The sequence below is a fragment of the Pseudomonas sp. Mn2068 genome, assembly GCF_049319725.1.
GTDB classification, from domain to species: Bacteria; Pseudomonadota; Gammaproteobacteria; order Pseudomonadales; family Pseudomonadaceae; genus Aquipseudomonas; species Aquipseudomonas gingeri.
In genome coordinates this window covers 54,900-78,975 of the sequence record NZ_JBMOUG010000024.1, presented here as the reverse complement: position 1 = coordinate 78,975, position 24,076 = coordinate 54,900, and the positions used below count along the sequence as shown (strand labels likewise).

Sequence of the window (24,076 nt, the reverse complement as noted above, 5' to 3'; positions counted from 1 at the left end):
GACACTAAGGCGGAGTAGCAAAGAAAGAAAAACCCAACCTTTGTGCGGGGTCTGTTTTGCCGGCCTCCTTGCCGGAAAGCCGGCTCCCACAGGCGCGGGGGTGGCATCGAGGCGCGGGCTCATCACTCAAAACGCCAGGCTGATGCGGCTGTAGTAGTACCCGCCACCCAGTCCGTACGGCGAGAACATGCCGTACTCATAGGTGCCGGCCCAGGCCTTGAGGCCGATCTTGTCCGGGTAGACGTCGAACAGGTTGTTCGCCCCCACCGCCACCGTCAGGTTCTGGGTGACGTCATAGGCCACGTCCAGGTCGGTGATCCACTTGGCACTGTAGGTGCGATCGTCGGCGGGACTGTTCGCGCCCTCGGTGTATTCGCCGAAACGGGTGAACTGCAGGTTAGTGGTCCAGTCGCCGACCTTGTAGTTGCCGGACAGGATCCATTTGTCCTTGGGCGTGGCCTTGGTCAGGTCCAGTTGCTGCTGGCGGTCGAACAGCACGTACTGCGAGCCGAGACTGGCCAGCGCCGCCGGGGTGTCGGCCAGGCTGCGGATGGTGGTCTTGTTGCGGTTGTAGGCCACGCTCCATTTCGCCGAACCGTATTCGCCGAACGACTGGCTGTAGTCCGCCACCAGGTCGACGCCCTTGGTCCGGGTGTCCGCGGCGTTGGCGTAGTACTGCCCGGCCAGGTTCGGCGACAGGCCGTTGTCGACCAGGATCTGCGACACCGCCGGGCCCTTGAGGATGCCGGTCTGGAGGATTCGCTTGTCGATATCGATCAGGTAGAAATCCGCCGTCAGCCGCAGCCGTTGCGCCGGTTCGGCGGTCAAGCCGATGCTGTAGTTGCGCGAGGTCTCCGGCTCCAGGTCCTTGGCGCCCAGGGCGCGGCCTTCAGGGGAGTCCGGGCGCATCTGCTTGGTCCGCACGTTGGTGGTCGTACCGCTGGAAAACTGGGTGACGGTACTGGTGGTGGAGAACACGCTCTGGGCCAGGGACGGCGCGCGGAAACCGTTGCTGACCGCCGCCCGCACCGCATAGCCGGGAAGGAACTCATAGCGGGTGGTGAGCTTGCCGCTGGCGGTCTCGCCCACGCCCAGGTTGTACTTCTCATAACGCGCCGCCGCGCCCACGTACCACTTGGGCGTGACGTTCAGGCCCAGGTCGACATAGGCCGCGTCACTGTGGCGCTGCAACGAATAGGCATCTTCCGGGGTGGTGCCGTTGACCGAGAACAGTCCCGGGTCCGGCACCCTGCCGGCAAACGGTCCGGTGCTGGGCACATAGCTGCCGAAGTTGTAGGAGTTCGGTTCGCCGGCTTCCAGGGCATATTTCTCCCAGCGGTGCTCGACGCCGAACGAGGTTTCCAGCGGGCTGCTCCAGCCGATATCCAGGGCGCGGCTGAAGTCCAGGTTGGTGGTCCACTGGTCGAAGATCAGGTTGCCCAGGTGGAAGTCATGCTGGCCGTAGGGGCCGTTGGAAATATTCAGGTTGTTGGCCGTGTCGAGGACCGCGCGATCCTTGCCATAGGTGCTGCTCAGGTCCCAGTCCCAGTTGCCGACCAGGCCCTTGGCGCCACCGGCGAACTGGAAGTCCACCTCGTGGATCTCGCGCCGAGCCTGGCCGCCATTGGGGTACGGCGCGTCCGGTACACCGGCGAGGCTGGTGATGTCGGTGGGCTTGCGATGGCCCAGGTCCTTGTTGCTGTTGCGGTAGCTGAGGGTGGAAAACGAATACAGCTTGAGGTCGTCCTGCAGCGGCAGTTCCAGGTTGTAGGCCAGGCTGCTGGTGCGGTCGCGCCCCAGGCCGTATTCGCCGCCCCAGCCATGCCGGTTGCTTTCGCGGGGATCGGGCGAGCCGTCGGGCTGGTTGAAATACAACTGGCCGCTGGCCGCGGCCGCCCGCTCGTAGGGCTCCTGGACCTTGCCGTCGAAGGACAGGTTGAAGAAGCCGCCGCTCTCTCCCAGCTTCGAGCCCCAGTTGGCCGCTTCGTGCCCAGTGGTGCCGTCGCCGTCATAGTATTGGCCCAGGCTGGTATCGGAGGTCAGGCCCTCGGCGTTGCGCTTGAGGATGATATTGATCACCCCGGCAATCGCGTCCGACCCGTACTGCGCCGCCGCGCCATCGCGCAGCACCTCGATGCGCTCGATGGAGGCGGTGGGGATCAGATCGAGGTCCACCGGTACCGAGGCGTTGCCGACCCGCGCGCCGTTGTTGATCAGCGCCGAGTTGTGACGGCGCTTGCCGTTGACCAGGATCAGCACCTGGTCGCCGCCCAGGCCGCGCATGCTGACGCCCCGGACCAGGAACGCGGTGCCGCCACCGTTGATGGTGGGTACGTTGAACGACGGCAGCAGGCGGCCCAGCATTTCCTTCAGGCCGTTCTGGCCGATGGTGCGCAACTGCTCGCTGTTGATCACATCGATCGGGGCCGGGCTGTCGGTGACCGTGCGTTGCTGGCTGCCGCGCACGCCGGTGACCACCACGGTATCGAGGGTCTCGTCGGCGGCGAACAGCGCCTGGGAAGTGGCGAGGCTGAGCAGCGCGGCACTGAACGGGGCCGCGAACCGGGTATTGCCAAAAGTAGAAGCCATGACTCGGATATCCTTCCTGTGGACCGGCTCAACGCGCCTTGGCGGCAACGGTTTCGACTTCGATCAGGGCGCCGGGCAATACCAGTCCGGCCACCTGCACCGTGGTGCGGGCCGGTTTCAGCGGTTGCTTGTCGGTCCCGAAGAATTCCCGGAAAGCACTCTGCAGACCGTCGAAATCCAACTTGCCGCCCAGTGCCGGATCGCCCACCAGGTAGATGCGCAGTTGCACCACGTCACCGAGGCCGAGCCCCTGGCTGGCGAGGATGGTCTCGACCTTGCGCAGCACAGCCCGGGCCTGGGTCTCGGTGTTGCCGACGGCATGCACCTGGTCCTTGGCGGCCTTGGGGTCGACGGGATCGGGCAGCAGCCCGGAGAGGTAGGTGACCTCGGCATTGGCCGGCAGGGTCACCGACTGCAGGATCGGCGAATTGGGATAGGTCGACGGCACCCGTTGGATCGAGCCGGCCTGGGCGCTGCCCGCGGCGAAAAGGATCCCCAGACCCAACAAGGTTTTCTTGAAAAACATACGGACACTCCAAGGTTTTTTTAACGCCGGCCTCGGAGGTCCGCTACCCGGCAAATCGATGCTGCTGTTTTAGTGAGAGCGCGGCTTTTTCAGGCCGTTTGCTTGATGGGCGAGCGCTGGGCCCGCTCGAAGAGATGGCGGACCACCCGTCGTGCCGCGCCGGCGGCGGCTTCCTGCCAGATACCGACTCCGCTGTGGGCCAGGCCGTCGCTGGTCAGGTAGACCCGACCCTGGGCCTGGTTGAGCAGGCTGTAGTCCGGGTCAGCCACTTCATGATTGATCCACGGGCCGAGGTTGTAGGGAATCCTGGCCCAGGCGATCGCCAGCGGCTTGCGCAGTTCATGACCGTGGCCGGGATGCAGCAACTCCACCGCCTGGCGTGACAGGGCGATCTGTTCGTCCAGGCTTTTCTCGCCGAAACGGCGGGCGATTTCACCGTTGTTGTAGGCCGCCACCAGCACGCCTTCGGCCTGGTTGAAACCACCGCTGGGGTACCACAGGCCGGAGGCTTCCTGGTTGATGAAGGACAGCCCGCCGTAGATCTGGTAATCGCTTTCCCAGAAGCGCCGGGACTGCCAGGCGACCTTGTTGGCATAGCCGAACTGCACGGCGGCAATCGCCTGCCGCACCGGCTGGGTGAGGTTGTTCTCGACCTTGGCCAGCAACGGCAGCGGCAACGCGCTGATCACATAGTCGGCCCGCAGCGAGTGGCTGCGACCGCTGCGCCGGTCGAGGTAGCCGACCTCGACGAAATCCGCCTGGTTGTCAATCGAACGGACCTCGACACCCAGGCGCAGCTCCGCTTTCAGGTGGCGCTCGAACGCCTTGGGAATCCGGTCCATGCCCCCCACCGGCTGGAACATGGTCGGGGAGAATTCCGGGTACTCGTCGATCATCAGCGCCGTGGTCAGCGCCGGATTGAGCAGGGTCTGCAACGGCAACGGATCGCGTTTCTGCGCCAGTTGATCGCCCGCTCCCGGCCAGACCTTGTAGCCGGAGCGCGCCGAGCCGAGGTATTCGAGCTTGTCCGAGAGATCGCCCCAGGTCTTCAGGAAACTCAGCAGGTTGCTGCGGTCCGCCGGGCTCAACTCCTGGTCGAGGGCGTTGCGATTGACCGCCTTGGCCAGCAGCTCGGAAAAATGCCCGCGGCTGTCGTTGACCGCCTGGCGGATCTGGAGGGGCGGTGCGTTCAGGTCGGGGCGAACCAGGGCATTGCGGCTGGTATTGACCAGCACTTCCAGTTCGACCCCCAGCTCGCGGCAGTAACCGAGCATCAATTGGTGATGGCTGGGCAGGCGACCGGGTCCGGCATTGAGGTAGAAGCCCTTGTCGAAGTCGGCGACCTGCACGCTGCCATCGGTGTACTCGACACGATCGCCGTGACGTACGGTCCAGTTGCGCCCGCCGACCCGCTCCCGGGCTTCGAGCAGCGTCACCTTGAAACCGGCCTTCTTCAGCTCGAAGGCGCTGACCAGGCCACCGATGCCGGCACCGATCACGATCACGCTGGCACCCTTGCCGACGGCGGCGATGGGCAAGGCCGCATAGTTCTCTTCGCCGGCCGTTGCCTGCTGGTCCACCCCGAGCAGGCCCATCACCGCCGTTGCTGCCTGCAGGCCGCCGACGGCAGCCACACGGGCAATCAGTTGTCTTCTGGTCAACGGCATGCAAGCGCTCCCTGCCTGGTGTAGTGGATAGTTCATTCCGTTATAGCCCGATGAAACATTCAGTTACTTCGGTCTATGGACGCCATCCTAGAGAGCGGAACTTAATAAGAGAAATACATTTTAGGCATATGCAAATATTACTTTGTTTCATATTTTATGACGGTGATATTGCGCAAAATGCATAACCTCAAGGACGCCGGGCGCGCTACTGACGCTTTCGCGGGCAAGCCCGTTCCCACACCTGGCGGTTCAAGGTTCAGAGCGGGCCTGGGCCGCGGCCAGCACCCGCAACAGATTGCCCCCCCAGATATTCTCCAGGTCCCGTTCGCCATAACCCGCCGCCAGCAGGCGCTCGGTGATCTTCGGCAGCTGCGAGACGTCCGCCAGCCCCTCGACCCCGCCGCCGCCATCCCAGTCGGCGCCGATGCCGACATGCTCCGGGCCGACCACCGCGAGGATATGCAGCAGGTGCTTCATGTAGTCGTCGAGGGTCGCCCTGGGCTCGGGGAAGCGCGCCTCCACCTCGCGAATCCGCGCTGCCAGGTCCGCCACCTGCTCCGGCGCCATGCTCGCGGCCAGACGAAACTCCTTGTACAGCGGCCCGAGGGCCTTGCTGCGTTCCGGGTTGGCTCGCTGCTCGATCAGGTCGCTGGGGAAGCTGTTCACCTGGATCACCCCACCCTTGGCCGCCAGCGCCCGCAGGCGGCGATCGTCGAGGTTGCGCGGGTGCGCGGTGATCGCCCGGCTGCCGGAGTGGGAAGCGATGATCGGTGCCGTGGACAAGGCCAGCACCTGATCGAAGACCTGGTCGGAGGCATGGGAGACATCCAGCAGGATGCCCAGGCGATTGGCCTCGATCACCAGCTCCCGGCCCCTGGGACTCAGGCCATGCCACTGCGGCAGCGCCGTGGCCGAGTCGGCGAAGTCATTGTTCGCCGCATGCACCAGGCCGAGCATGCGCAGGCCGAGACGCCGGTAGGTCAGCAGGCGGCCGGGGTCGGCCGCCAACGGCTCGGCGTTCTCCATGCTGATGAACACCACCCGCTGGTGCCGCGCGACGATCTTCGGGACATCCTCGGCGCTCAGGGCCAGGGCGAACTGTCGCGGGTGGGCGGCAATCATGTCGCGGATTCGCGTGATCACCGCCAGGCCATGCTCGCTGGCGAGGGTCCGGCCTTCATCGGTCAACGCTCCCTGGGGCGTGAATACCGCCCAGAAGCCACCGTCCAGGCCGCCCTCCTCCATGCGCGGCAGATCGACCTGGGACAGGTCGTCCTCATAGCGATGGCGTTGCGTGATATCCCAGCCCGGGCGGGCCAGATGCATGGGTGTGTCGAGATGGCTGTCGAGCACGGTGAGACGTTGGTGCAGCGTGTCGGCGGCCTCGGCCGGTGAGGTGATCAGCAAGGCCAGCGCGAGGGGTTTCCAAAGCATTGAGTCCTCCCTGGAACTTGATCGTTGCGGCACCTAGCCCCAGTTGAAACTGCGATCCCACAACCCCGTGACATCCAGCTTCTGCGGCAGCACCCCGGCCTCGAAGAACAGGTCAGCGACGTCCTGCTGCGAGCGCACCGCCGCATCGTCCACCGGTTGCAGGATGCGTGGTCCGCTCTGGGCCTTGTACTGCGCCAGGAACACTTCGCGTGGCATGCCGAGGATCTGCGCGCTCTTGCTCGCCCACTCCTGCGGATGCGTGGCGATCCACTGCCACGCGCGGTACTCGCGCAGGATGTAGTCGGTGATCGCCGCATGCTTGAGCGGGTCGGCAATGCTGTTCTGGTTGGCCGCGATCACGTAGTTGCCGGACAGGTAGCCCTGCCCGGTCTTCAGCACCCGCGCGCCGGCCCGCAGTTCCGCCAGCTGGATGAAGTAGCCGAAGCTGACCCAGGCATCCACCGCGCCGTTCTGGAACGCGGCAAAGCCGTCCTGGGGCGTCAACGCCATGGGCACGATGTCGTTGAAGCCCAGTCCCTGCTCCTTCAGGGCCTTGAGCAGAAAGTAGTGGGAACTGGTGGAGCGGATATAGGCGATGCGCTTGCCCTTGAGTTCGGCCACCGACTGCACCGTCGAGCCCCTGGGCACGATAAAGGCCTGGTTGTTGACGTCACCGGTAAGCACCGCGATGAGCTTCACCGGGGCATGGTTCTTGATGCCGAAGATCGGCGGGATTTCGCTCATCGGCGAGATATCCAGGGTGCCGCTGACCAACGCCTCGAAACTCAGGTTGCCGCCGGTGAACTCGGCGTACCTGACCTGATACGGCGCCGGGCCGATGCCCGCCTCGGGGAAGAATGTCGGGGCCGCGCCCTTGTAGGTGGCGACATTCAGGGTCACCCCGCTCAGGTCCCGGGCCGCACTCAAGCCGGGCAGGGAAATCCCGAGCCCGGTCAGGGCGCAGAGTTGCAGAAAACCACGACGGTCCATCACGCTGACTCCTGTCACAGAAAGGCATCCGGTTCGCTACGCAGCACCCGGTCCCAATAAGGTTGAAAACTGAACCAGCCACCAAACTCGGTGCCCACCTGGCGCGCGGTGTGGCGCGCCACCTCCGGCGGAATCGGCCGTGGCGTGCCGGCGGCCTCGGCCAGCAGTTGGGCATGGGCGGCGTTGTCCATGGCGATAAAACGCCAGACCGCCGCCTCGACCGTCTCGCCCACCGTCAGCAGGCCATGGTTCTGCAGGATCAGCGCCTTGTGCTGGCCCAGGGTCCGGGCGATCCGCTCGCCTTCGCTGCTCTCCAGCACCACGCCGGAAAAGTTGTCGAACAGCGCATGCTTCTCGTAGAAGGCGCAGGCATCCTGGGTCAGCGGATCGAGCAGGCGGCCCAGGCTCGACCAGGCCTTGCCGTGCAGCGAATGGGCATGGGCCGCCGCCACCACATCCGGCCGGGCTTCGTGCAGGGCGGCGTGAATGGCGAAGGCCGCCAGGTTCAAGGCGCCCTCGCCTTCGACGATAGTGCCGTGGGGATCGACCCGCAGCAGGTCGGACACCCGCAGATGACCGAAATACACGCCCACCGGATTGACCCAGAAATGATCGCGGTGCTCGGGATCGCGCACGGTGATATGCCCGGCGCCGCCCATGTCGAAACCGAGCCAGGCAAACACCCGGAACGCCGCGGCCAGGCTTTTCTTGCGTTGCAGTCGTTCCAGTTCAAGGGTCGGTTGCTGCGGCGGATGTTCCCAGCGGAACACCGTCTGCCCGTCGCGGGGCAAGCCGTAGGCACTCGGTGCCGGTCTCGGCGATTCAATAGCCACGTTCGGCCTCCACGCGGTTTTCCAGGGGCAGGCCGAGGGCATCGCGCTCCAGGTTGCGCAACAGCAACCGGGCGAGTTCCAGGTAGACCTGCGGTGAGTTGGCGCTGGTATGCGGCGACAGGCGGATACGCGGATGCCGATAGAAACCATGGCCCTCGGGCAACGGCTCCGGGTCGCTGACATCGAGACTGGCAAGGCTCAGTTGCCCGCCCTCCAGCGCTTCCAGCAAGGCCTCCTGGTCGAGCAGGGCGCCGCGGGCGATATTGATCAGGTGCAAGCCGGGCCTGGCCGAGCCGAGGACATCGCGGTCGATGATGCGGCGGGTCTGCGCGGTCAGTGGCACCGCCAGCAGCAGATGATCGGCACGTCCGAACAGCTCATGCAGATCGGCCACCGCCTGCACTCCGGGGACCTCGAAAGGTGTCGCCGAACGGCGCAGGGCCAGGACTTCCATCCCCAGGGCCAGCGCCTTCGGCGCCAGGGCCCGGGCGATACTGCCGAAACCGAACAGCCCCAGGGTACTGCCCGCGACCGAGGCCAGAGGTCGTTGCTGCCAGTGCGCGGCTTCCCCGATCCAGACATCCGGCAACCGCTTGGCCGCGGCAAAGATCGCCGCCAGGGCAAACTCGGCAATGCTCTGGGCAGTGACCCCGCGGGCACTGGCCACCGGCAGGCTGTCGAACAGCCAGCGGGGAAAATAGTCGAGCCCGGACGTCACCAGTTGCACGAACCGCAGACCGAACGGCCAGCCCGGAGGCGCTTGTGGCGCGTCGCGGAACCCGGCATGGGGGGCGGCCAGCAGCACCTGGATATCCGCCGGCAGATCAGCGGGCAGGCCGCGCGGCAGCTCCAGCACTTGCAGGCCCTGGGCACGCAGGCGGGCATTGAAATCGGCGTCCAGCTGGCTGGCGATGCGTACGCCGCTCACGCCTGGCCCCCACGGGCCGGCAAAGCAAACGCCGCCCGCCCGACCGCGGCGAGAATCGCATCGTTCTGCGGTGTATGAATCCGGCTGCACAACACATCGCGATAATGTCGTTCGAGCGGATTGCCCCGCGCCAGGCCGGGATTGCCGATGGCCTCGATGCCCAGCTCCACGGCACTGATGGCGTTGCCGGTGACCAGGTACTTGACCTGGGTCGCTTCGCTCGCGGCGATCCGTCCTTCGGCGGCGGCATCGAGCAGCACGCGGTTGGTCAGCAACAGTGAATCGATCCGGCCGATCAATTCATGGAAACGCGGCAGGCTCGACAGAGGCGCGCCGAGGTTGGCCGGGGTGCGTTCGGCCAGCCAGGTCACCAGCCAGTCCCGCGCCGAGCGCGCCACGCCGTCATAGATCGCCGACAGCAGCACCGCCAGCCAGAGCACGCCTCTGCTGTCCAGCTCGGAGGGGCGCGGCACGCTGGCGGGCTGGATATCCACGGCGAACTCGCAGGCGACAAAGACATCCTCGAACACCACGTCATGGCTGCCGGTAGCGCGCATGCCCAGGTGATCCCAGGTCTCCTCGACACGGATTCCCGGGGTATCGCGGTGCACCAGCCAGGTACCGACCCGCGGTTCGGCTTCGTCACTGCGAGCCCAGACCGACAGCCAGGTCAGGCCCGGAATACCGGTGGAATAGATCTTGCGCCCGTCGAGTCGCCAACCGCCCTCGACCCGCCGCGCCACGGTGCCGGGCAAGCCGCCCCGGGCCGGGGTGCCGAGATCCGGCTCGACGCGCAGGGCATTGATCAGCGCCCCCTGCTCCACCGCTTCGCGAGCCACCTGCAGCCGCAGATGCCGGGGCCAGGCCTGGTTGCCTTGCAGGCGCGTGTGCTGCAAGTACTGCATCACCAGCACCAGCGCGGTCGAGGGCTCGCCCCGGGCCACCGCGCCGATCACCCGCCGCGCCTGGGCCAGGGTCGCTTCGCTGCCGCCGAGATGGCGCGGCACTGTCAGCGCCAGCAGGCCATGCTCGTGCAGGCGGTGCAGGTTGGCGTGGGGGAACTCGCCGTGCCTGTCGTAATAGGCCGCGGTGCTGGCGAACTCTTCGCTGAGCTGCTCCAGCAGATCGGCGAATGCAGGGGAATCAAGGTCCGGACGCTGCCCGGCGGTAGTGGAAGGCGATTGCACGGTGGTCAGGTTCATCGATGGGCGATCCTGCTGAGAAAATGAAGGCGACCGTCCTCGACGGCCGGAGGTTGTTCAACCCCGAGCAACTCCAGCAAGCGCGCACGCAGCTTCTGGAATGCCGGGCTGGCCACCTGGCGCGGACGCGGCAGGCGGATCGCAATCTGTTCGGCGATACGTCCGTTGGCCAGGACCACCACCCGGTCGGCCAGCAATACCGCCTCGTCGACATCGTGGGTCACCAGCAGCACCGCCGGTTCGTGCACCCGCCACAGGTCGATGATCAGCTGATGCATGCGAATCCGCGTCAGCGCATCGAGGGCGGCGAACGGCTCGTCGAGCAACAGCAGTTGCGGCTCGCGGACCAGCGCCCGGGCCAGGGCCACGCGCTGGGCTTCGCCACCGGACAGGGTGTGCGGCCAGGCATCGACCCGATGGGCGAGCCCCACTTCGGCGAGCGCCGCCAGTGCCCGTGACCTGGGTTGGTCACCGCGCAGGCCGAGGGCGACATTGCGCCAGGCGCGTTTCCACGGCATCAGCCGCGGTTCCTGGAACACCGCCGCCAGCGGCTCGGGCACCGTCAGCCGGCCTTCATCGATCCGGTCCAGGCCGGCCAGGGCACGCAGCAACGTGGTCTTGCCCGAGCCACTGCTGCCAAGCAAGGCGACGAATTCACCGGGAGCGATGTCCAGGTCGAGGGCGTCGAGGACCGCCTGGCCGCCGAAACGGCGACTGACCTGGCGGCACTCGACGGCCGGGCGTGGGGAACGGGAAAGCGGCAGAGTCATGGTCAGTTCCTGATAAAGGACGGGCGCCAGGCCAGGGTGAAGCGCTCCAGCAAGCGCACCAGGCTGTCGATACCCAGGCCCAGCACGCTGTAGATCAGCAGGCAGATCACGATCACATCGGTGCGCATGAAATCCCGGGCGTCATTGACCAGGTAACCGATACCGGCGCTGGCGTTGATCTGCTCGACCACCACCAGGCCCAGCCAGCTGAGGCCGAAGGCATAGCGCAGGCCGACGAAAAACGACGGCAAGGCTCCGGGCAGGATCACGTGCCAGATCCGCTCCCGCCGGGACAGGCCGAGCAAGGTCGCCGCCTCCAGCAACTTGGGATCGAGGCTGCGGATACCGGAGAACAGCGTGAGGTAGACCGGAAACGTGGTGCCGAGGGCAATCAGGGCGATCTTGGGTGTCTCGCCGACCCCGAACCAGAGGATGAACAGCGGCACGATGGCGAGGAAGGGCAAGGTGCGCAGCATCTGCACGGGCGAGTCGATCACCAGCTCGCCGCGTCGGGACAGCCCGGAAAGCAGGGCCAGCACGGTGCCGATACTGATGCCGATGGCCAGTCCGCCCAGCGCCCGCTGCAAAGACACCCAGAGGTGACGCCCGAGTTCGCCGTTGCCGAGCATCTGCCACAAGGTGCCGCCGATGGTGCTCGGCGCGGCGATGATCCGGGTGGGCAGGAGCCCGGTGCGCGAGGCCAGCTCCCAGAGCAGCAACAGCACCAGCGGGCTGATCAGGCGTACCGCCAGTTCACGCCAGCCGTGCCAGCGGGCAACGGCCCGCAGGCCGGATCGTGGGGAGACAAGGTCTTGCGCGGGCATGCTGACGTCCTGTTCTGTAGCGCGTGGAGGACCATGCTAACTACATAAAAAACGTCCGTGAAATTCGCTTTGGTTCTAATCTAATATACAAAAAATGCATTTATCAAAATTATGATTATGCAAAATACAAAAACTGACGAGGTTCTGGCCGCCCCCTTCCACTATTGCCCCGGCACCTTGCCCACCCGCTGCGCCACCATCTCGCCAAAGACACTGACCGGTTCCTGCAGGTTGCCCAGGAAACGCGGATGGATCAGCCACAGATCGATCACCGGCTTGAAGTCCGTCACCGGCACGATCTCCAGCTTGTCCCGATGGCTGCTGTTCTCCAGCAGCGGCGACGGCACCAGGCCGTAACCCAGGCCATTGGCGATCAGCCCCAGTTGCAGTTCGGTGCCAAAGGTCTCCAGATTGATCTGCAGCGACAGCCCCTGGGCACTCAGGGCCCGTTGCAGGCCGGCGCGGAAACCGCAGCCATCGGGGTTGAGCACCCAGCCGCGTTGATAGAGGTCGGCCAGCTTGTAGGCGCGCCGGGTGACCTCGCCCTTCGCCGCGACCACCACCAGGTTCATGCTGCCCAGCGAACGCCCGACCACCCCTTCGGGAAACACCTTGCCCGCCGGAAACAGCGCCGCCACCACATCCAGCTCGCCGTTCTCGACCTTGCCCAGCAAATGGCTGCCCCAGCCGGTGGCGACCGAGGTCTGCAGTTGCGGGTAGCGGTTTTTCAGGTGGCTGAGGGCATCGAGCAGCACCACGTCGCCGATGGTCTGCGGCACGCCGATCCGCAGGGCGCCGCTCGGTGCACCGTCGTTGGCCACCAGTTCGCTCAAGGCGTCGATGGTACGCAGCACTTCCAGGCACTGGCCGTATACCCGCAGGCCCATGCTGGTGGGTTTCAACGGCTTGGTGTTGCGATCCAGCAACTCCACCCCCAGCGCTTCCTCGAAGTTCTGCACGCGCCGGGTGATGGCCGGCTGGGTCAGTTGCAGCGAATCGGCGGCCTGGCTGATGGTCTGGCAACGGATTACCGCCACGAATGCGTTGATATCATCTATCTTCATTCTTTATTCGCATAATAAATAACTGGAAAAATGTCTGGAAAGAATAATACCTTTTAGCTCACTCGTGTAGTTCACATCGTGACTGACTGTCCACGGAGGGAGTTCATGCCCCAGCAAGCCCACAGCATCGCTTCAACGCAGCCGACACCGAACCTGGGGCGATTGCGCCGGTTCATCCAGCAACTGGCCGACCTGCTGGCCGATCAACCCGACGAGCCGCACCTGCTCGAACACGGCAGCCGGCTCTTGCAGCAACTGGTCGAGCATGACGACTGGTTGCCCGAGGACTTCGCCCGCCCGGACCCGCAGCGCTACCAGCAGTTCCTGCTGCACGCCGATTCGCGCCAGCAGTTTTCCATCGTCAGCTTTGTCTGGGGACCGGGGCAGCAAACGCCGATCCACGATCATCGGGTCTGGGGCCTGATCGGCATGCTGCGCGGGGCCGAATATTCCCAGGGGTTCGCCCGCGGCATCGATGGCGGCCTGCAGGAAGCGGGCGCGGCGATCCGCCTCGAACCGGGCCAGGTCGAGGCGGTATCGCCACGGATCGGCGATATCCATCGGGTGTCCAACGCGTTCGATGACCGGGTGTCCATCAGTATCCATGTCTACGGCGGCAATATCGGTGCGGTGAAACGCGCGGTGTACAGCCTCGACGGCAGTGAAAAAGCCTTTATCTCCGGCTACTCCAACAGCCTGCTACCTAACCTCTGGGACCTGTCGAAGGAGCCCCCGCAATGACCGAAACCCGCACCCGCCGTTACCAGGATACTCGCCGAGCCTTGCTTGCCCGCGAGGAACTGGCCTTGCTCGATGTCCGTGAAGAAGCGCCGTTTGCCGAGTCCCACCCGCTGTTCGCGGCCAATATCGCCCTGTCGAAACTGGAACTGGAGGCCTACGCGCGGATCCCCCGTCGCGACACGCCGGTGACCCTCTATGACAACGGCGAAGGCCTGGCGTCGCGGGCCGCCGAGGTGCTGCGCGATCTCGGCTACAGCGATGTCGCCCTGCTCGACGGCGGACTGGCCGGCTGGCAGGAGGACGGTGGCGAGCTGTTCAAGGACGTCAATGTGCCGAGCAAGTCGTTCGGCGAACTGGTGGAGTCCGAGCGCCATACGCCATCGCTGGCCGCCGAAGAAGTCCAGGCCCTGCTGGATGCCGAGGTCGACCTGGTGGTGCTCGACGCCCGACGCTTCGATGAATACCAGACCATGAGCATTCCCGGCGGCATCAGCGTGCCCGGCGCCGAACTGGTGCTGCGGGTCCGCGAACTGGCACCCGATCCGGGCACGCGGGTCATCGTCAATTGCGCCGGACGCACCCGTAGCATCATCGGCACCCAGTCGCTGGTGAATGCGGGAATTCCCAATCCGGTCGCCGCCCTGCGCAACGGCACCATCGGCTGGACCCTCGCCGGCCAGACACTGGAGCACGGACAGGCGCGGCGCTTTGCCGAGGTCGGCGCGGACAACCACCAGGCCGCCCGGCAATCGGCGCGTGCCGTGGCCGATCGTGCCGATGTCGGCCGGGCCGGCCTGGCCGAGCTGCGCCAATGGCAAGCCGAACGCGGACGCACCACCTACCTGTTCGACGTGCGCACCCCGGAAGAATTCGAGGCGGGCCACCTGCCTGGCGCCCGCTCCACCCCAGGCGGACAACTGGTGCAGGAAACCGATCACTTCGCCAGCGTCCGCGGGGCCCGGCTGGTGCTGGTGGACGACGATGGCGTGCGGGCCAACATGAGCGCCTCGTGGCTGGCACAGATGGGTTGGCAGGTGAAAGTACTGGATGGCCTGGTGCCAACCGACTTCAGTGAGCAAGGCCCCTGGCAGGCACCGTTGCCGCGGGCCCCCGAAGCACAGCCCGTGGATGCCGCCACCCTGGCCGGCTGGTTGCAGGAGCCCGGCACCCAGGTGCTGGACTTCACCGCCAGCGCCAACCATGTACAACGGCATATCCCCGGCGCCTGGTGGGTGTTGCGCAGCCAGCTGGCCGAGGCCCTGGCGCGGATTCCCGCGGCGCAACGCTATGTGCTGACCTGCGGCAGCAGCCTGCTGGCCGGCTACGCCGTCGCCCAGGTCCAGGCTCTGACCGCGCGGCCGGTGTTCCTGCTGACAGGCGGCACGGCGGCCTGGGTCGCGGCCGGATTGCCGGTGGAAGCCGGCGAACAACGACTGGCCTCGCCGCGCATCGACCGCTACCGTCGCCCTTATGAAGGCACCGACAACCCGCGCGAAGCCATGCAGGGTTACCTGGACTGGGAATATGGCCTGGTGGCGCAACTGGGGCGGGACGGGACCCACGGTTTCTTCGTGATCTGACCACCACCACCACCACCACCACCACCACCACCACCACCACTGATCGTTCCCACGCTCTGCGTGGGAATGCCTCACCGGACGCTCCGCGTCCGCTGCAAGGTGACGCAGAGCGTCACGGGCTGCATGCCCACGCAGGGCGTGGGAACGATCGACAGTGGCTTTATTTCAAACGAGACAAATAGCAATAATTCTCGATATCATTCACAACTTCTCCCGTTACCACCCGAAGTCGTGAAGGATCCCCATGCCTCGTCCCAAGCCCGACCCCCTGTCGGCTGATACCTTTCGCGGGTTCTATGCGGACATCCTGCATTTCCTGCGCAAACGCACGGACAACGCCAGCGACGCGGCGGACATGACCCAGGACGTCTTCACCCAGTGGCTGGACTACGACGACCAGGCCAAGGTCGAGCAGCCACGGGCCTTTCTGTTCCAGATGGCACGCAACCTGCTGCGCGATCACTGGCGCAAGCAGAAGGTCCGGCAGGCGGTGCACAGCGAGCAAAGCGACCCGGAGCAGGAACCCGTGGCCGACGATCGCAATGACCCGCTCGCGGCCGCCCAACGCCTGCAACGACTCGAACAGTTGAAACAGGTACTCGGCGAACTCTCGCCTCGGCGTCGAGAAGCCCTTATGCTTGCCCGTTTCGAGGGCCTGAGCCAGGCCCGGATCGCCGAACGCATGGGAATTTCCGTCAGCATGGTGGAAAAACATATCGCCTTTGCCTTGCTGCACTGCAAGCAGCGTCTGGATCAGGACCATGGCAAGGAGCAGCCAGAATGACCCGCGTCACCGATATCGAGTTCGCCGAGGACAGCATCGACGCCCAGGCCGCCAGCTGGTTTGCGCGTAATCGCAACACGCAGGACCAGGCCGCCGACAAGGCCTTCGAGGCATGGCGGGCGACGCCTGCCCATGCCCGTGCCTATGCCGAGTTCGAGGCGCTGTGGGCCGATCTCGCCGAACTCCAGCAGTTGAACCGAGCGGTGCCGCTGGCACCGCGCCGCCCCAGCCCCTGGCGCCCGGCCCTGGCCGTGGCGGCCGCGCTGGTCTGTGCCGTATTGACCACCAGCCTGGGCGCGCCGAACACCCCGTACCGGCATCAGGTCGCGGCCCATGCCGAAGGGACCCGCACCCTGAAGTTGCCCGACGGCAGCACCCTGTACGTGAATGCCAACACCCGCCTGCGTATCAACTTCCGGGCCTTGCAGCGGGATATCTACCTGGACCAGGGCCAACTGTACCTGGAGGTCGCCGCCGACAAGGAGCGCCCGCTCTGGGTACACGCCGGCAACGCCCGGGTACGGGTGGTCGGCACCGCATTCGACGTGCGCCGCGGCCAGAAGCAACTGGTGGTCAGCGTCGCCCATGGCCAGGTCGCCTTCGAGCCTGAAGGCGATCCGAACAACACGACCCTGCTCGAAGCCCGCCAGCGCGGGATCTACGACTATGCCAAGGGCACCGTCCAGCAGCAGGCGCTGAGCGCCGAGGAAATCGCCGACTGGCGCAGCGGCCACCTGACCTTTCGCAACCGCGAACTGGCCAGCCTGATCGACGAACTGAATCTGTACCGCGGCAAGCCCGTGCAACTGGCCGACGGTCCGCTGGCGCACTACAAGGTTTCCGGTAGCCTGGATGCCAAGGACCCCGATGCCCTGCTCGAGGCCCTGCCCGCCCTGATCCCGGTGAAAACCGTGGGCCTGGACGACGGCGAAGTCAGGATCGAAAGCCGCAAATAGCCTCATTTGCGAATATTTTTCATTCGCATATGAGGTTTTATTTCACTGCCGCGTCTTCCTCCCCGATTGCGTTCTGAACGAACGCCTTTTTGGCCTTTGGCCACATCGGGGGATTCAATGTTTCGCGCTGCTCATGAGCTGTTCCACACCTGTTCCCGTCCCACACTGATCGCCGCCTGCCTGACCGTCAGTCTCCAGGCCATGGCCGCCGACCCGGTGATGCTGAACCTGCCGGCCCAGTCCCTGGCGACGTCCCTCAGCCAGGTCGCGCAGAAGGCCCGCATCCAGTTGCTGTTCGACGAAGAACAGTTGCGCAGCACCCAGGCCCGTGCGCTGGAGGGCCGGTTCACCGCCCAGGAAGCGATTATCCTGTTGCTCAAGAACGGCGGATTCAAACTGATCCAGGTCGGCAACACCTTCGTCGTGCGCAAGATCGAGCCCGAGCCCGCCCCCAGCAACAGCGCCATCCAGTTGGGCGCGGTGAGCATCCTCGGCGACGGCAAGGAAGTGAACGCCAGCAGCGTCGGCCGCTCGACCCTGACCCAGGACGATATCGAGCGCAACCAGCCCAGCAACATTCCCGCACTGCTCGGGACCCTGCCCGGCATCAGCATGGGCGGCTCGATGAAACCCGGTGGCCAGACCATCAATATCTGGGGCCTGGGCGATGCCGAAGATGTGCCGCTGACCGTCGATGGCGCCACCAAGAGCAGCTTCGAACGCTATCAGCAAGGCACCATCTTCATCGAACCGGAGCTGATCAAGAGCATCGAGGTGGAGAAAGGCCCGCACTCGCCGGAAACCGGCAACGGCGGCTTCGGCGGCACCGTGCACATGGAAACCAAGGATGCCCCCGACCTGCTGGAAAAGGGGCGCAACAGTGGCGCCATGGTCAAGTACGGTTACGCCAGCAACAACCATGAGCAGACCTACAGCGGCGCCGCCTATGGCCGCACCGATGATGGCAAGGCCGATGCCCTGGTGTTCCTGACCCAGCGCGACGGCGGCGACATGAAACTGGCCGCCACCCCGCCCGATCCCAACAACCAGTACCCGATCAATCCCAAGCGCCTGCCCAACAGTGCCCAGGACCTGGACGCGATGCTGCTCAAGCTGAACCTGAACGTCACCGACGAACAGACCCTCAAGCTTTCCTACTCGCGCTCCCACAGCGAGCGCTGGGCACCGTTTTCCTCGCAGAGCTACCCGACGCCGCCCACCGCCTCGAACATCAGGCAATACGGTTACGAAGGTGCCCTCAGGCGCTTCCTCGCCGATCGCGATACCGTCGATACCACCTGGTCGGGCAAGTACGAATACAAGCCTTCGGACAACCCCTGGGTCGACCTGCAGGTGAAATACTCCGAGTCCGATACCGACCAGACCGACGAGCGCGACGCCACCGCGTTCTTCCAACTGGCCACCGGCGGCCGCAGGATGGACACCGAGTACAAGGACCGCGAGCTGGAGGTCAAGAACACCAGCCTGTTCGACACCGGCGTCCTGCAGCACGCGCTGACCGCCGGCGTACAGATCCGCAAGCACGCCCGGGAAACCGAGATGTGGATGCCCGGCAACACCTACAACACGCCGAAGTACAACTACGGGCATTTCCAGCCGGCCTTCATGCCCCACGGCAAGGTCGACGCCAACGCCTTCTTTATCGAGGATGCGGTGACCCTCGGGGACTTCACGCTGACGCCTTCCCTGCGTTACGACCACGTGCGCAACCGCGGCGAAGCCAACGATGCGCCCTACTACTCCAACCCCGATCCGGCCATCGGCCACGACTACAGCGACCGCACCTACACCGGCTGGTCGCCACGCCTGGCGGCCTTCTGGCGAGTGACGCCGACCCAGGGCCTGTTCGCCAACTACAGCAAGACCTGGCGCGCCCCGGTGATCGACGAACAATACGAAGTCCAGGGACTGGGCAGCCGCACCGCCACCAGCGTCGACCTCGACCCCGAGCGCATCACCGCGTTGCGCTTCGGTACCATCAGCAACTTCTCCAGGCTGCTTTCGGGCAATGACGACCTGATGGTCCGCACCACCTTCCTGCACAACCGGATCGAGGATGAAATCTTCAAGGCCACGGGTGTCGGTTGCGAGAACCAGGCGATCAACGGCGGCACCATCAGCACTGCCTGCCCGTCGGGTGCGATGTCCAACTACCGGAATATCGGAGGCATGACCATCAAGGGCTTCGAGGTCGAAAGCTACTATGACTCGGACTACCTGTTCGGCCAGTTGTCCTACAGCTATCTCACCGGCAAGCGCGACAACCCCTACACCAACCCGTGGGGCTCATCGGTATGGGCACGGGACATCCCGCCGGCCAAGTGGGTGGTGATGCTGGGGACCAAGATTCCGAGCCTGGATGCCCGGGTCGGCTGGCAGGGCATCTATGTGCGCAAGACCGACCGCCTGCCCAGCGACAAGTACAGCAGCGGCCCGGGCAGCAGTGTCGGCGACGCCTTCTACGACCAGTACGCCAACGACAGCTACGTGGTGCAGAGCCTGTTCGCCCAGTGGAAACCCCAGCAGCGCTACCTGAAGGGCACCGAGGTGAACGTCACGGTGGATAACCTGATGAACCGCAACTACCGCCCGGAACTGAGCGGCGACCGCGCCTACAGCGAGGGACGCAACCTCAAGGTCAGCCTGACGCGGTTTTTCTGAGGACCGTCAGTTCCGCTACCTGGGCCCTTCGCTGGCTCAGGTAGCGGGTACAGCTGACCCGCAGGAAGGAGGCGAAATTCACCACCTCCCCGCGATAGTCCATCACTTCTTCGTAGAGCCGGGTGATCATCTGGTTGGTGGTCACGCCTTCCGCGTCGTCGATCTCGCTGAGGATGTCCCAGAACTGGTTTTCCAGGCGCAGGGTGGTGACCACGCCACAGATGCGCAGCGACCGGGAGCGTGATTCGTAGAGAATCGGATCGGCTTTGACGTAGAGCTCGCACATGACCGCAACCTCGCTTACAAGATGATTTTGGTGCCCAGCAGGCCGAGGAAAGCCGCCAGCCAGCTCGGATGCGCCGGCCAGGCCGGGGCAGTGGCGAGATTGCCCTGGACATGGGCCTGGGTCACCTCGATATCGATGTAGCGACCACCGGCCAGGCGTACTTCCGGGGCACAGGCCGGATAGGCACTGCACTCGCGACCGTCGAGGATACCCGCCGCCGCCAGCAATTGCGCGCCATGGCAGACCGCCGCGATCGGTTTGCCGGCCTGGTCGAAGGCCTGCACCAGTTGCAGCACCTTGTCGTTCAGGCGCAGGTACTCGGGGGCGCGACCGCCGGGAATCAGCAGGCCATCGTAGTCGGCGGCATCGACCTGGGCGAAATCGAAGTTCAGGGCAAACAGATGACCGGGCTTCTCGCTGTAGGTCTGGTCGCCCTCGAAGTCGTGGATCGCGGTGCGCACGGTCTGGCCGGCGATCTTGTCCGGGCACACCGCATGCACCTGGTGACCGACCATCAGCAGGGCCTGGAACGGCACCATCACTTCGTAATCTTCGACGTAGTCGCCGACCAGCATCAGAATCTTTTTCGCGGCCATGGGGTGAACTCCTCTGGGTGAACGCTTGGGCAGACAAGAGTAGTCAAGGTAGACCCTGTACACGCCGCCGGGTAATCGCCCGCTACTACGCTGCCTGCGGACGAAAAACTGTACGGACAACTTTCTGCCCAGCTGTAACAGCGCGCCGGCGGACCTTTATGGCTAGATGGCAGACCTTGTTCCCCTGAATTCCCGGCCTACTCTCTATGTCTTCCCGTGAAAACACCGGCATGCTCCTGGGCCTGCTGGGTGTGGTGATCTTCAGTTTGACCCTGCCCTTCACCCGTATCGTGGTGCAGGAAATCAATCCGCTGCTCAACGGCCTCGGCCGGGCCCTGGTCGCGGCGATTCCGGCGGCGGCCCTGCTGCTGTGGCGCCGGGAAAAGTGGCCGACCTGGAGCCAGTTCAAAGGCCTGTGGCTGGTGATCGCCGGGGTGATCCTGGGCTTTCCGGTGCTCTCGGCCTGGGCCATGCAGACCCTGCCGGCCTCCCACGGCGCCCTGGTCAATGGCCTGCAACCCTTGTGCGTGGCGTTGTATGCGGCCTGGCTGTCCCACGAACGCCCCTCACGGGCCTTCTGGGCCTGCGCCGCCCTGGGCAGCGCGCTGGTGCTGGGCTATGCGTTGATCAGCGGCGCCGGCAGTATCCAGGCCGGCGACCTGTTGATGCTCGGCGCGATCGCCGTCGGCGGCCTCGGCTATGCCGAAGGCGGACGGCTGGCCCGGGAGATGGGCGGCTGGCAGGTGATCTGCTGGGCGCTGGTGCTGTCGGTCCCGGTGTTGATCGGCCCGGTGCTGTACCTGACCTGGCAACACCAGGGGGCGATTTCCAGCAAGACCTGGTGGGCCTTCGGCTACGTGGCGATGTTTTCGCAGTTCCTCGGCTTTTTTGCCTGGTACGCCGGGCTCGCCCTCGGCGGTATCGCCCGGGTCAGCCAGATCCAGCTGCTGCAGATTTTCTTCACCATCGCCTTTTCGGCGCTGTTCTTCGGCGAACACGTCGAGCCCATCACCTGGCTGTTTGCCGGGGGCGTGATCGTCACCGTGATGCTCGGGCGCAGGACCAGCGTCCGCCCGGCACAACCGGGCAGCCTGCCGCCGGGGGTTCAGCTCAAGTAGCCGTCGGCCCGCAGCAGGGTTTCCAGGCAGTGCTCGTGGATGGCGTAGAAACTCTTGAGCTCCTCGATTTTCGCCAGCAGCAAGGCCGGATCCTGCGGTTCGGCCCGCTTGACCGCGAGGATCATCTTGTTCTTGTTGGTGTGTTCCAGGGAGATGAATTCGAAGACCTTGGTCTCGTAGCCGCAAACCTCGAGGAACAGCGCCCGCAGGCTGTCGGTGACCATCTCCGCCTGCTGCCCCAGGTGCAGGCCGTATTGCAGCATCGGCTTGAGCAATGACGGACTCTGGATCTGCAGGCGGATCTGCTTGTGGCAGCACGGCGAGCACATGATGATCGCCGCGCCGGAGCGGATGCCGGTGTGGATCGCATAGTCGGTGGCGATATCGCAGGCATGCAGGGCGATCATCACGTCCAGTTCGCTCGGCGCCACGCTGCGGACGTCGCCGCACTTGAACACCAGCCCCGGATGATCCAGCCGCGCCGCGGCGGCATTGCACAGGGTCACCATGTCTTCGCGCAGCTCGACCCCGGTCACCTGCCCCTGGGCCTGCAGGGTATTGCACAGGTAGTCATGGATGGCGAAGGTCAGGTAGCCCTTGCCCGAGCCGAAGTCCGCCACCCGCACCGGCTGGTCCAGCTTGATCGGTGAGCTGCCCAGGGCGTGGGAAAACACTTCGATGAACTTGTTGATCTGCTTCCACTTGCGCGACATGGCCGGGATCAGCTCGTGCTGCCGGTTGGTCACGCCGAGGTCGGTGAGGAACGGCCGGCTGAGCTCCAGGTAGCGGTTCTTCTCCCGGTTGTGCTCGCTGGACGGCACCTCCCGCGCCTGCTGGGTCTTGCCCTTGAACAGGGTGCTCTTGCCTTTCTTGCTGTATTCGAGCTGCACTTCGTCGGTCAGCGACAGCAGATGGGCATTTCTGAACGAGGCCGGCAGCAACCCGGCGATGGCCGCGACGCCGTCGGCCAGGGAAAAATTCTTGGTGATATCACGGGTCTTGTAGCGGTAGACGAAGGACAGGCACGGCTGCTCCTTGACCGTCAGTTGCTTGACGATCACCCGCTGCAGGTCCGCCTCGGCTCCCACGTACCTGGCCAGCACCAGCTTGATAAAGGCGTTCTGCGCCAGGCTGGTTTCGAGCAACTCGATAAAGCGGGCGTGATGGTCCGGCACGGACTGGGCGGGAGTTGCAGTAGCTGACATGGAAAAAGCGCCTCGGGCGTGCGGAAGTCGGATCGGGGGAATGGCGGGCATTTTAGGCGGGATGGGACGCCGGGGCACGGGGTTATTTCGTCATTCATCCGATTCCCGGGCACAGGCGCCCCGCGACAACTTGACGTTGCGCAGAACCGACTAGAATTAACAGCTTCTGGTCATGGACGCCCGGCGCTTCATGACTTTCGCCCACCGAACCGATAGCGACCTCAGAAGCAGCAAGGGCCACGCAAGTTTCAGACGCGGCATTTTCCCCGGCAGCAAAGCTGCTGACTGAGTGGTTTTGAGAAAAACTGATCAGGTGCCCGTCATGAGCAAAACCGTCCAGCCCCCTGCGTCGTTGAGCAGCAACGCCGCGCGTACCCTGTCGACCACCACCAAATCGATTCCGCAAAGCCAGGAGACCACGACCCGCTGGCTGTTGAACCGGCTGCCCTGGGTCCAGGCGAGCGGGGGTGTCTATCGGGTCACCCGGCGCCGGGTGCTCGCCGACCACGAGGGCCCGACCAACCCATACGCCGAGGCCCTGATCAAACTGGCCTCCGGAGCCGCCGAAGGCCAGGCGCTGCCCCGGACCTTCGCCGATTACGACCCGGCACCGCGCGAGTACGCGCTCAGTTCGACCCAGACCATCCTGCAGATTCCGGTGCGCGTCGCCGATCTCTACAACGACCCGCAGAACCAGACCGAACAACAGTTGCGGCTGGTCATCGAGGCGATCCGTGAACGCCAGGAGCGCGAACTGCTGCACAACCACGAATTCGGCCTGCTGCACAATGTCGCCGAGTCCCAGCGCCTGGCCACCCGCAGCGGACCGCCAACCCCCGATGACCTGGATGAACTGCTGTGCCGGCGGCGGCAGACCCATTTCCTGCTGGCCTCGCCCCAGGCCATCGCCGCCTTCGGTCGCCAATGCAGCCAGCGCGGCCTGTCCCTGGACAGCGTCGAACTCGAAGGCCATCGGGTTCCGGGCTGGCGTGGCGTGCCGCTGCTGCCCTGCACCAAGATGTCGGACGGCGTGAACAAGACCACCTCGATCCTCGCGGTGCGCACCGGGGAAGACAATGGCGGGGTCATCGGCCTGCACCAGACCGGCCTGCCGGACGAGTACCAGCCGAGCCTGTCGGTGCGTTTCATGGGCATCAACGACAGTGCGCAGATAGCCTACCTGGTCACCGCGTATTACTCGGCGGCAGTGCTGCTGCCCGATGCGCTGGGTGTGCTCGAAGGGGTCGAGGTCGGCCACTACGCCGACTGATCCCGGCCCCTCACACCCTCCCGAACAGGAG

The 24,076-nt window shown here is 65.1% G+C and carries 21 protein-coding genes; 7 read left to right on the top strand and 14 right to left on the bottom strand.

The genetic code is table 11. From position 1 onward, the window contains the following. Window positions 1–126: 126 nt before the first annotated feature. The 11 genes from ACL9RJ_RS32095 to ACL9RJ_RS32045 form a co-directional block, all read right to left on the bottom strand. The gene (locus ACL9RJ_RS32095; RefSeq protein ID WP_103032948.1) at window positions 127–2,589 is read right to left on the bottom strand and encodes a TonB-dependent receptor plug domain-containing protein; all 2,463 of its coding nucleotides are present in this window, start codon (window positions 2,587–2,589) and stop codon (window positions 127–129) included. A gap of 28 nt (window positions 2,590–2,617) precedes the next feature. After that, window positions 2,618–3,115 carry a RidA family protein gene (locus ACL9RJ_RS32090; RefSeq protein ID WP_017126595.1) on the bottom strand — a complete coding sequence of 166 codons (498 nt, stop codon included), beginning with the start codon at window positions 3,113–3,115 and terminating at the stop codon, window positions 2,618–2,620. Window positions 3,116–3,204: 89 nt separating this feature from the next. Beyond that, complete coding sequence (locus tag ACL9RJ_RS32085; protein WP_177130547.1) at window positions 3,205–4,782, bottom strand: flavin monoamine oxidase family protein; 1,578 nt, start codon at window positions 4,780–4,782, stop codon at window positions 3,205–3,207. A 249-nt stretch (window positions 4,783–5,031) separates the two neighbouring features. Then, window positions 5,032–6,216: a dipeptidase gene (locus tag ACL9RJ_RS32080; protein WP_422765994.1), complete on the bottom strand. Its 1,185-nt coding sequence runs from the start codon at window positions 6,214–6,216 to the stop codon at window positions 5,032–5,034. A 33-nt stretch (window positions 6,217–6,249) separates the two neighbouring features. Then, window positions 6,250–7,206, bottom strand: a complete 957-nt coding sequence (locus ACL9RJ_RS32075; RefSeq protein ID WP_017126598.1) for an ABC transporter substrate-binding protein — start codon at window positions 7,204–7,206, stop codon at window positions 6,250–6,252. Window positions 7,207–7,220: 14 nt separating this feature from the next. Further along, on the bottom strand, window positions 7,221–8,039 hold the full coding sequence (locus ACL9RJ_RS32070; RefSeq protein ID WP_245223009.1) for a class II aldolase/adducin family protein: 819 nt from the start codon (window positions 8,037–8,039) through the stop codon (window positions 7,221–7,223). After that, window positions 8,029–8,967, bottom strand: a complete 939-nt coding sequence (locus ACL9RJ_RS32065) for a D-isomer specific 2-hydroxyacid dehydrogenase family protein (protein WP_212810019.1) — start codon at window positions 8,965–8,967, stop codon at window positions 8,029–8,031. The genes ACL9RJ_RS32070 and ACL9RJ_RS32065 overlap by 11 nt, the downstream gene beginning before the upstream one ends. Then, on the bottom strand, window positions 8,964–10,169 hold the full coding sequence (locus ACL9RJ_RS32060) for an acyl-CoA dehydrogenase family protein (protein ID WP_212810020.1): 1,206 nt from the start codon (window positions 10,167–10,169) through the stop codon (window positions 8,964–8,966). The genes ACL9RJ_RS32065 and ACL9RJ_RS32060 overlap by 4 nt, the downstream gene beginning before the upstream one ends. Then, window positions 10,166–10,939 carry an ABC transporter ATP-binding protein gene (locus tag ACL9RJ_RS32055; protein ID WP_178992433.1) on the bottom strand — a complete coding sequence of 258 codons (774 nt, stop codon included), beginning with the start codon at window positions 10,937–10,939 and terminating at the stop codon, window positions 10,166–10,168. Before ACL9RJ_RS32055 ends, ACL9RJ_RS32060 begins: the two co-directional genes overlap by 4 nt. A gap of 2 nt (window positions 10,940–10,941) precedes the next feature. After that, window positions 10,942–11,763, bottom strand: coding sequence for an ABC transporter permease (locus ACL9RJ_RS32050; RefSeq protein WP_178992434.1), 822 nt, complete (start codon window positions 11,761–11,763; stop codon window positions 10,942–10,944). Window positions 11,764–11,924: 161 nt separating this feature from the next. Then, window positions 11,925–12,827, bottom strand: coding sequence for a LysR family transcriptional regulator (locus ACL9RJ_RS32045; RefSeq protein WP_017126603.1), 903 nt, complete (start codon window positions 12,825–12,827; stop codon window positions 11,925–11,927). A 105-nt stretch (window positions 12,828–12,932) separates the two neighbouring features. Between ACL9RJ_RS32045 and ACL9RJ_RS32040 the strand changes: the two genes are divergently transcribed. The 5 genes from ACL9RJ_RS32040 (at window position 12,933) to ACL9RJ_RS32020 (ending at window position 19,570) form a co-directional block, all read left to right on the top strand. Continuing rightward, window positions 12,933–13,568, top strand: a complete 636-nt coding sequence (locus ACL9RJ_RS32040) for a hypothetical protein (RefSeq protein WP_017126604.1) — start codon at window positions 12,933–12,935, stop codon at window positions 13,566–13,568. Then, window positions 13,565–15,148 carry a rhodanese-related sulfurtransferase gene (locus ACL9RJ_RS32035; protein ID WP_422765993.1) on the top strand — a complete coding sequence of 528 codons (1,584 nt, stop codon included), beginning with the start codon at window positions 13,565–13,567 and terminating at the stop codon, window positions 15,146–15,148. The genes ACL9RJ_RS32040 and ACL9RJ_RS32035 overlap by 4 nt, the downstream gene beginning before the upstream one ends. A gap of 244 nt (window positions 15,149–15,392) precedes the next feature. Then, window positions 15,393–15,932 carry an RNA polymerase sigma factor gene (locus ACL9RJ_RS32030; protein ID WP_177088153.1) on the top strand — a complete coding sequence of 180 codons (540 nt, stop codon included), beginning with the start codon at window positions 15,393–15,395 and terminating at the stop codon, window positions 15,930–15,932. Then, on the top strand, window positions 15,929–16,888 hold the full coding sequence (locus tag ACL9RJ_RS32025) for a FecR family protein (protein ID WP_177130561.1): 960 nt from the start codon (window positions 15,929–15,931) through the stop codon (window positions 16,886–16,888). Before ACL9RJ_RS32030 ends, ACL9RJ_RS32025 begins: the two co-directional genes overlap by 4 nt. 117 nt (window positions 16,889–17,005) lie before the next feature. After that, on the top strand, window positions 17,006–19,570 hold the full coding sequence (locus tag ACL9RJ_RS32020) for a TonB-dependent hemoglobin/transferrin/lactoferrin family receptor (RefSeq protein WP_422765992.1): 2,565 nt from the start codon (window positions 17,006–17,008) through the stop codon (window positions 19,568–19,570). Here the strand turns inward: ACL9RJ_RS32020 and ACL9RJ_RS32015 are convergent. After that, window positions 19,548–19,856, bottom strand: coding sequence for a ribbon-helix-helix domain-containing protein (locus ACL9RJ_RS32015; protein WP_422765991.1), 309 nt, complete (start codon window positions 19,854–19,856; stop codon window positions 19,548–19,550). The genes ACL9RJ_RS32020 and ACL9RJ_RS32015 overlap by 23 nt on opposite strands. Window positions 19,857–19,870: 14 nt before the next feature. Then, window positions 19,871–20,452, bottom strand: coding sequence for a DJ-1/PfpI family protein (locus tag ACL9RJ_RS32010; protein ID WP_017126609.1), 582 nt, complete (start codon window positions 20,450–20,452; stop codon window positions 19,871–19,873). A gap of 206 nt (window positions 20,453–20,658) precedes the next feature. On the opposite strand from ACL9RJ_RS32010, the gene ACL9RJ_RS32005 reads away from it, so the two are divergent. Continuing rightward, a complete protein-coding gene (locus ACL9RJ_RS32005; protein WP_042935479.1) occupies window positions 20,659–21,570 on the top strand; it encodes a DMT family transporter in 912 nt (303 codons plus the stop codon). On the opposite strand, the gene ACL9RJ_RS32000 is transcribed toward ACL9RJ_RS32005, so the two are convergent. Further along, complete coding sequence (locus ACL9RJ_RS32000) at window positions 21,558–22,775, bottom strand: class I SAM-dependent methyltransferase (protein ID WP_178991494.1); 1,218 nt, start codon at window positions 22,773–22,775, stop codon at window positions 21,558–21,560. The two genes, ACL9RJ_RS32005 and ACL9RJ_RS32000, sit on opposite strands and share 13 nt — an antisense overlap. A gap of 322 nt (window positions 22,776–23,097) precedes the next feature. On the opposite strand from ACL9RJ_RS32000, the gene ACL9RJ_RS31995 reads away from it, so the two are divergent. After that, complete coding sequence (locus ACL9RJ_RS31995; protein ID WP_422765990.1) at window positions 23,098–24,045, top strand: family 2B encapsulin nanocompartment shell protein; 948 nt, start codon at window positions 23,098–23,100, stop codon at window positions 24,043–24,045. Window positions 24,046–24,076: the final 31 nt, after the last annotated feature.

Coding starts and splice junctions, on each gene's coding strand:
- ACL9RJ_RS32095 (WP_103032948.1), bottom strand. CDS start 2,589: ATGGCTTCTACTTTTGGCAATACCCGGTTCGCGGCCCCGTTCAGTGCC.
- ACL9RJ_RS32090 (WP_017126595.1), bottom strand. CDS start 3,115: ATGTTTTTCAAGAAAACCTTGTTGGGTCTGGGGATCCTTTTCGCCGCG.
- ACL9RJ_RS32085 (WP_177130547.1), bottom strand. CDS start 4,782: ATGCCGTTGACCAGAAGACAACTGATTGCCCGTGTGGCTGCCGTCGGC.
- ACL9RJ_RS32080 (WP_422765994.1), bottom strand. CDS start 6,216: ATGCTTTGGAAACCCCTCGCGCTGGCCTTGCTGATCACCTCACCGGCC.
- ACL9RJ_RS32075 (WP_017126598.1), bottom strand. CDS start 7,206: ATGGACCGTCGTGGTTTTCTGCAACTCTGCGCCCTGACCGGGCTCGGG.
- ACL9RJ_RS32060 (WP_212810020.1), bottom strand. CDS start 10,169: ATGAACCTGACCACCGTGCAATCGCCTTCCACTACCGCCGGGCAGCGT.
- ACL9RJ_RS32055 (WP_178992433.1), bottom strand. CDS start 10,939: ATGACTCTGCCGCTTTCCCGTTCCCCACGCCCGGCCGTCGAGTGCCGC.
- ACL9RJ_RS32050 (WP_178992434.1), bottom strand. CDS start 11,763: ATGCCCGCGCAAGACCTTGTCTCCCCACGATCCGGCCTGCGGGCCGTT.
- ACL9RJ_RS32045 (WP_017126603.1), bottom strand. CDS start 12,827: ATGAAGATAGATGATATCAACGCATTCGTGGCGGTAATCCGTTGCCAG.
- ACL9RJ_RS32040 (WP_017126604.1), top strand. CDS start 12,933: ATGCCCCAGCAAGCCCACAGCATCGCTTCAACGCAGCCGACACCGAAC.
- ACL9RJ_RS32035 (WP_422765993.1), top strand. CDS start 13,565: ATGACCGAAACCCGCACCCGCCGTTACCAGGATACTCGCCGAGCCTTG.
- ACL9RJ_RS32030 (WP_177088153.1), top strand. CDS start 15,393: ATGCCTCGTCCCAAGCCCGACCCCCTGTCGGCTGATACCTTTCGCGGG.
- ACL9RJ_RS32025 (WP_177130561.1), top strand. CDS start 15,929: ATGACCCGCGTCACCGATATCGAGTTCGCCGAGGACAGCATCGACGCC.
- ACL9RJ_RS32020 (WP_422765992.1), top strand. CDS start 17,006: ATGTTTCGCGCTGCTCATGAGCTGTTCCACACCTGTTCCCGTCCCACA.
- ACL9RJ_RS32015 (WP_422765991.1), bottom strand. CDS start 19,856: ATGTGCGAGCTCTACGTCAAAGCCGATCCGATTCTCTACGAATCACGC.
- ACL9RJ_RS32010 (WP_017126609.1), bottom strand. CDS start 20,452: ATGGCCGCGAAAAAGATTCTGATGCTGGTCGGCGACTACGTCGAAGAT.
- ACL9RJ_RS32005 (WP_042935479.1), top strand. CDS start 20,659: ATGTCTTCCCGTGAAAACACCGGCATGCTCCTGGGCCTGCTGGGTGTG.
- ACL9RJ_RS32000 (WP_178991494.1), bottom strand. CDS start 22,775: ATGTCAGCTACTGCAACTCCCGCCCAGTCCGTGCCGGACCATCACGCC.
- ACL9RJ_RS31995 (WP_422765990.1), top strand. CDS start 23,098: ATGAGCAAAACCGTCCAGCCCCCTGCGTCGTTGAGCAGCAACGCCGCG.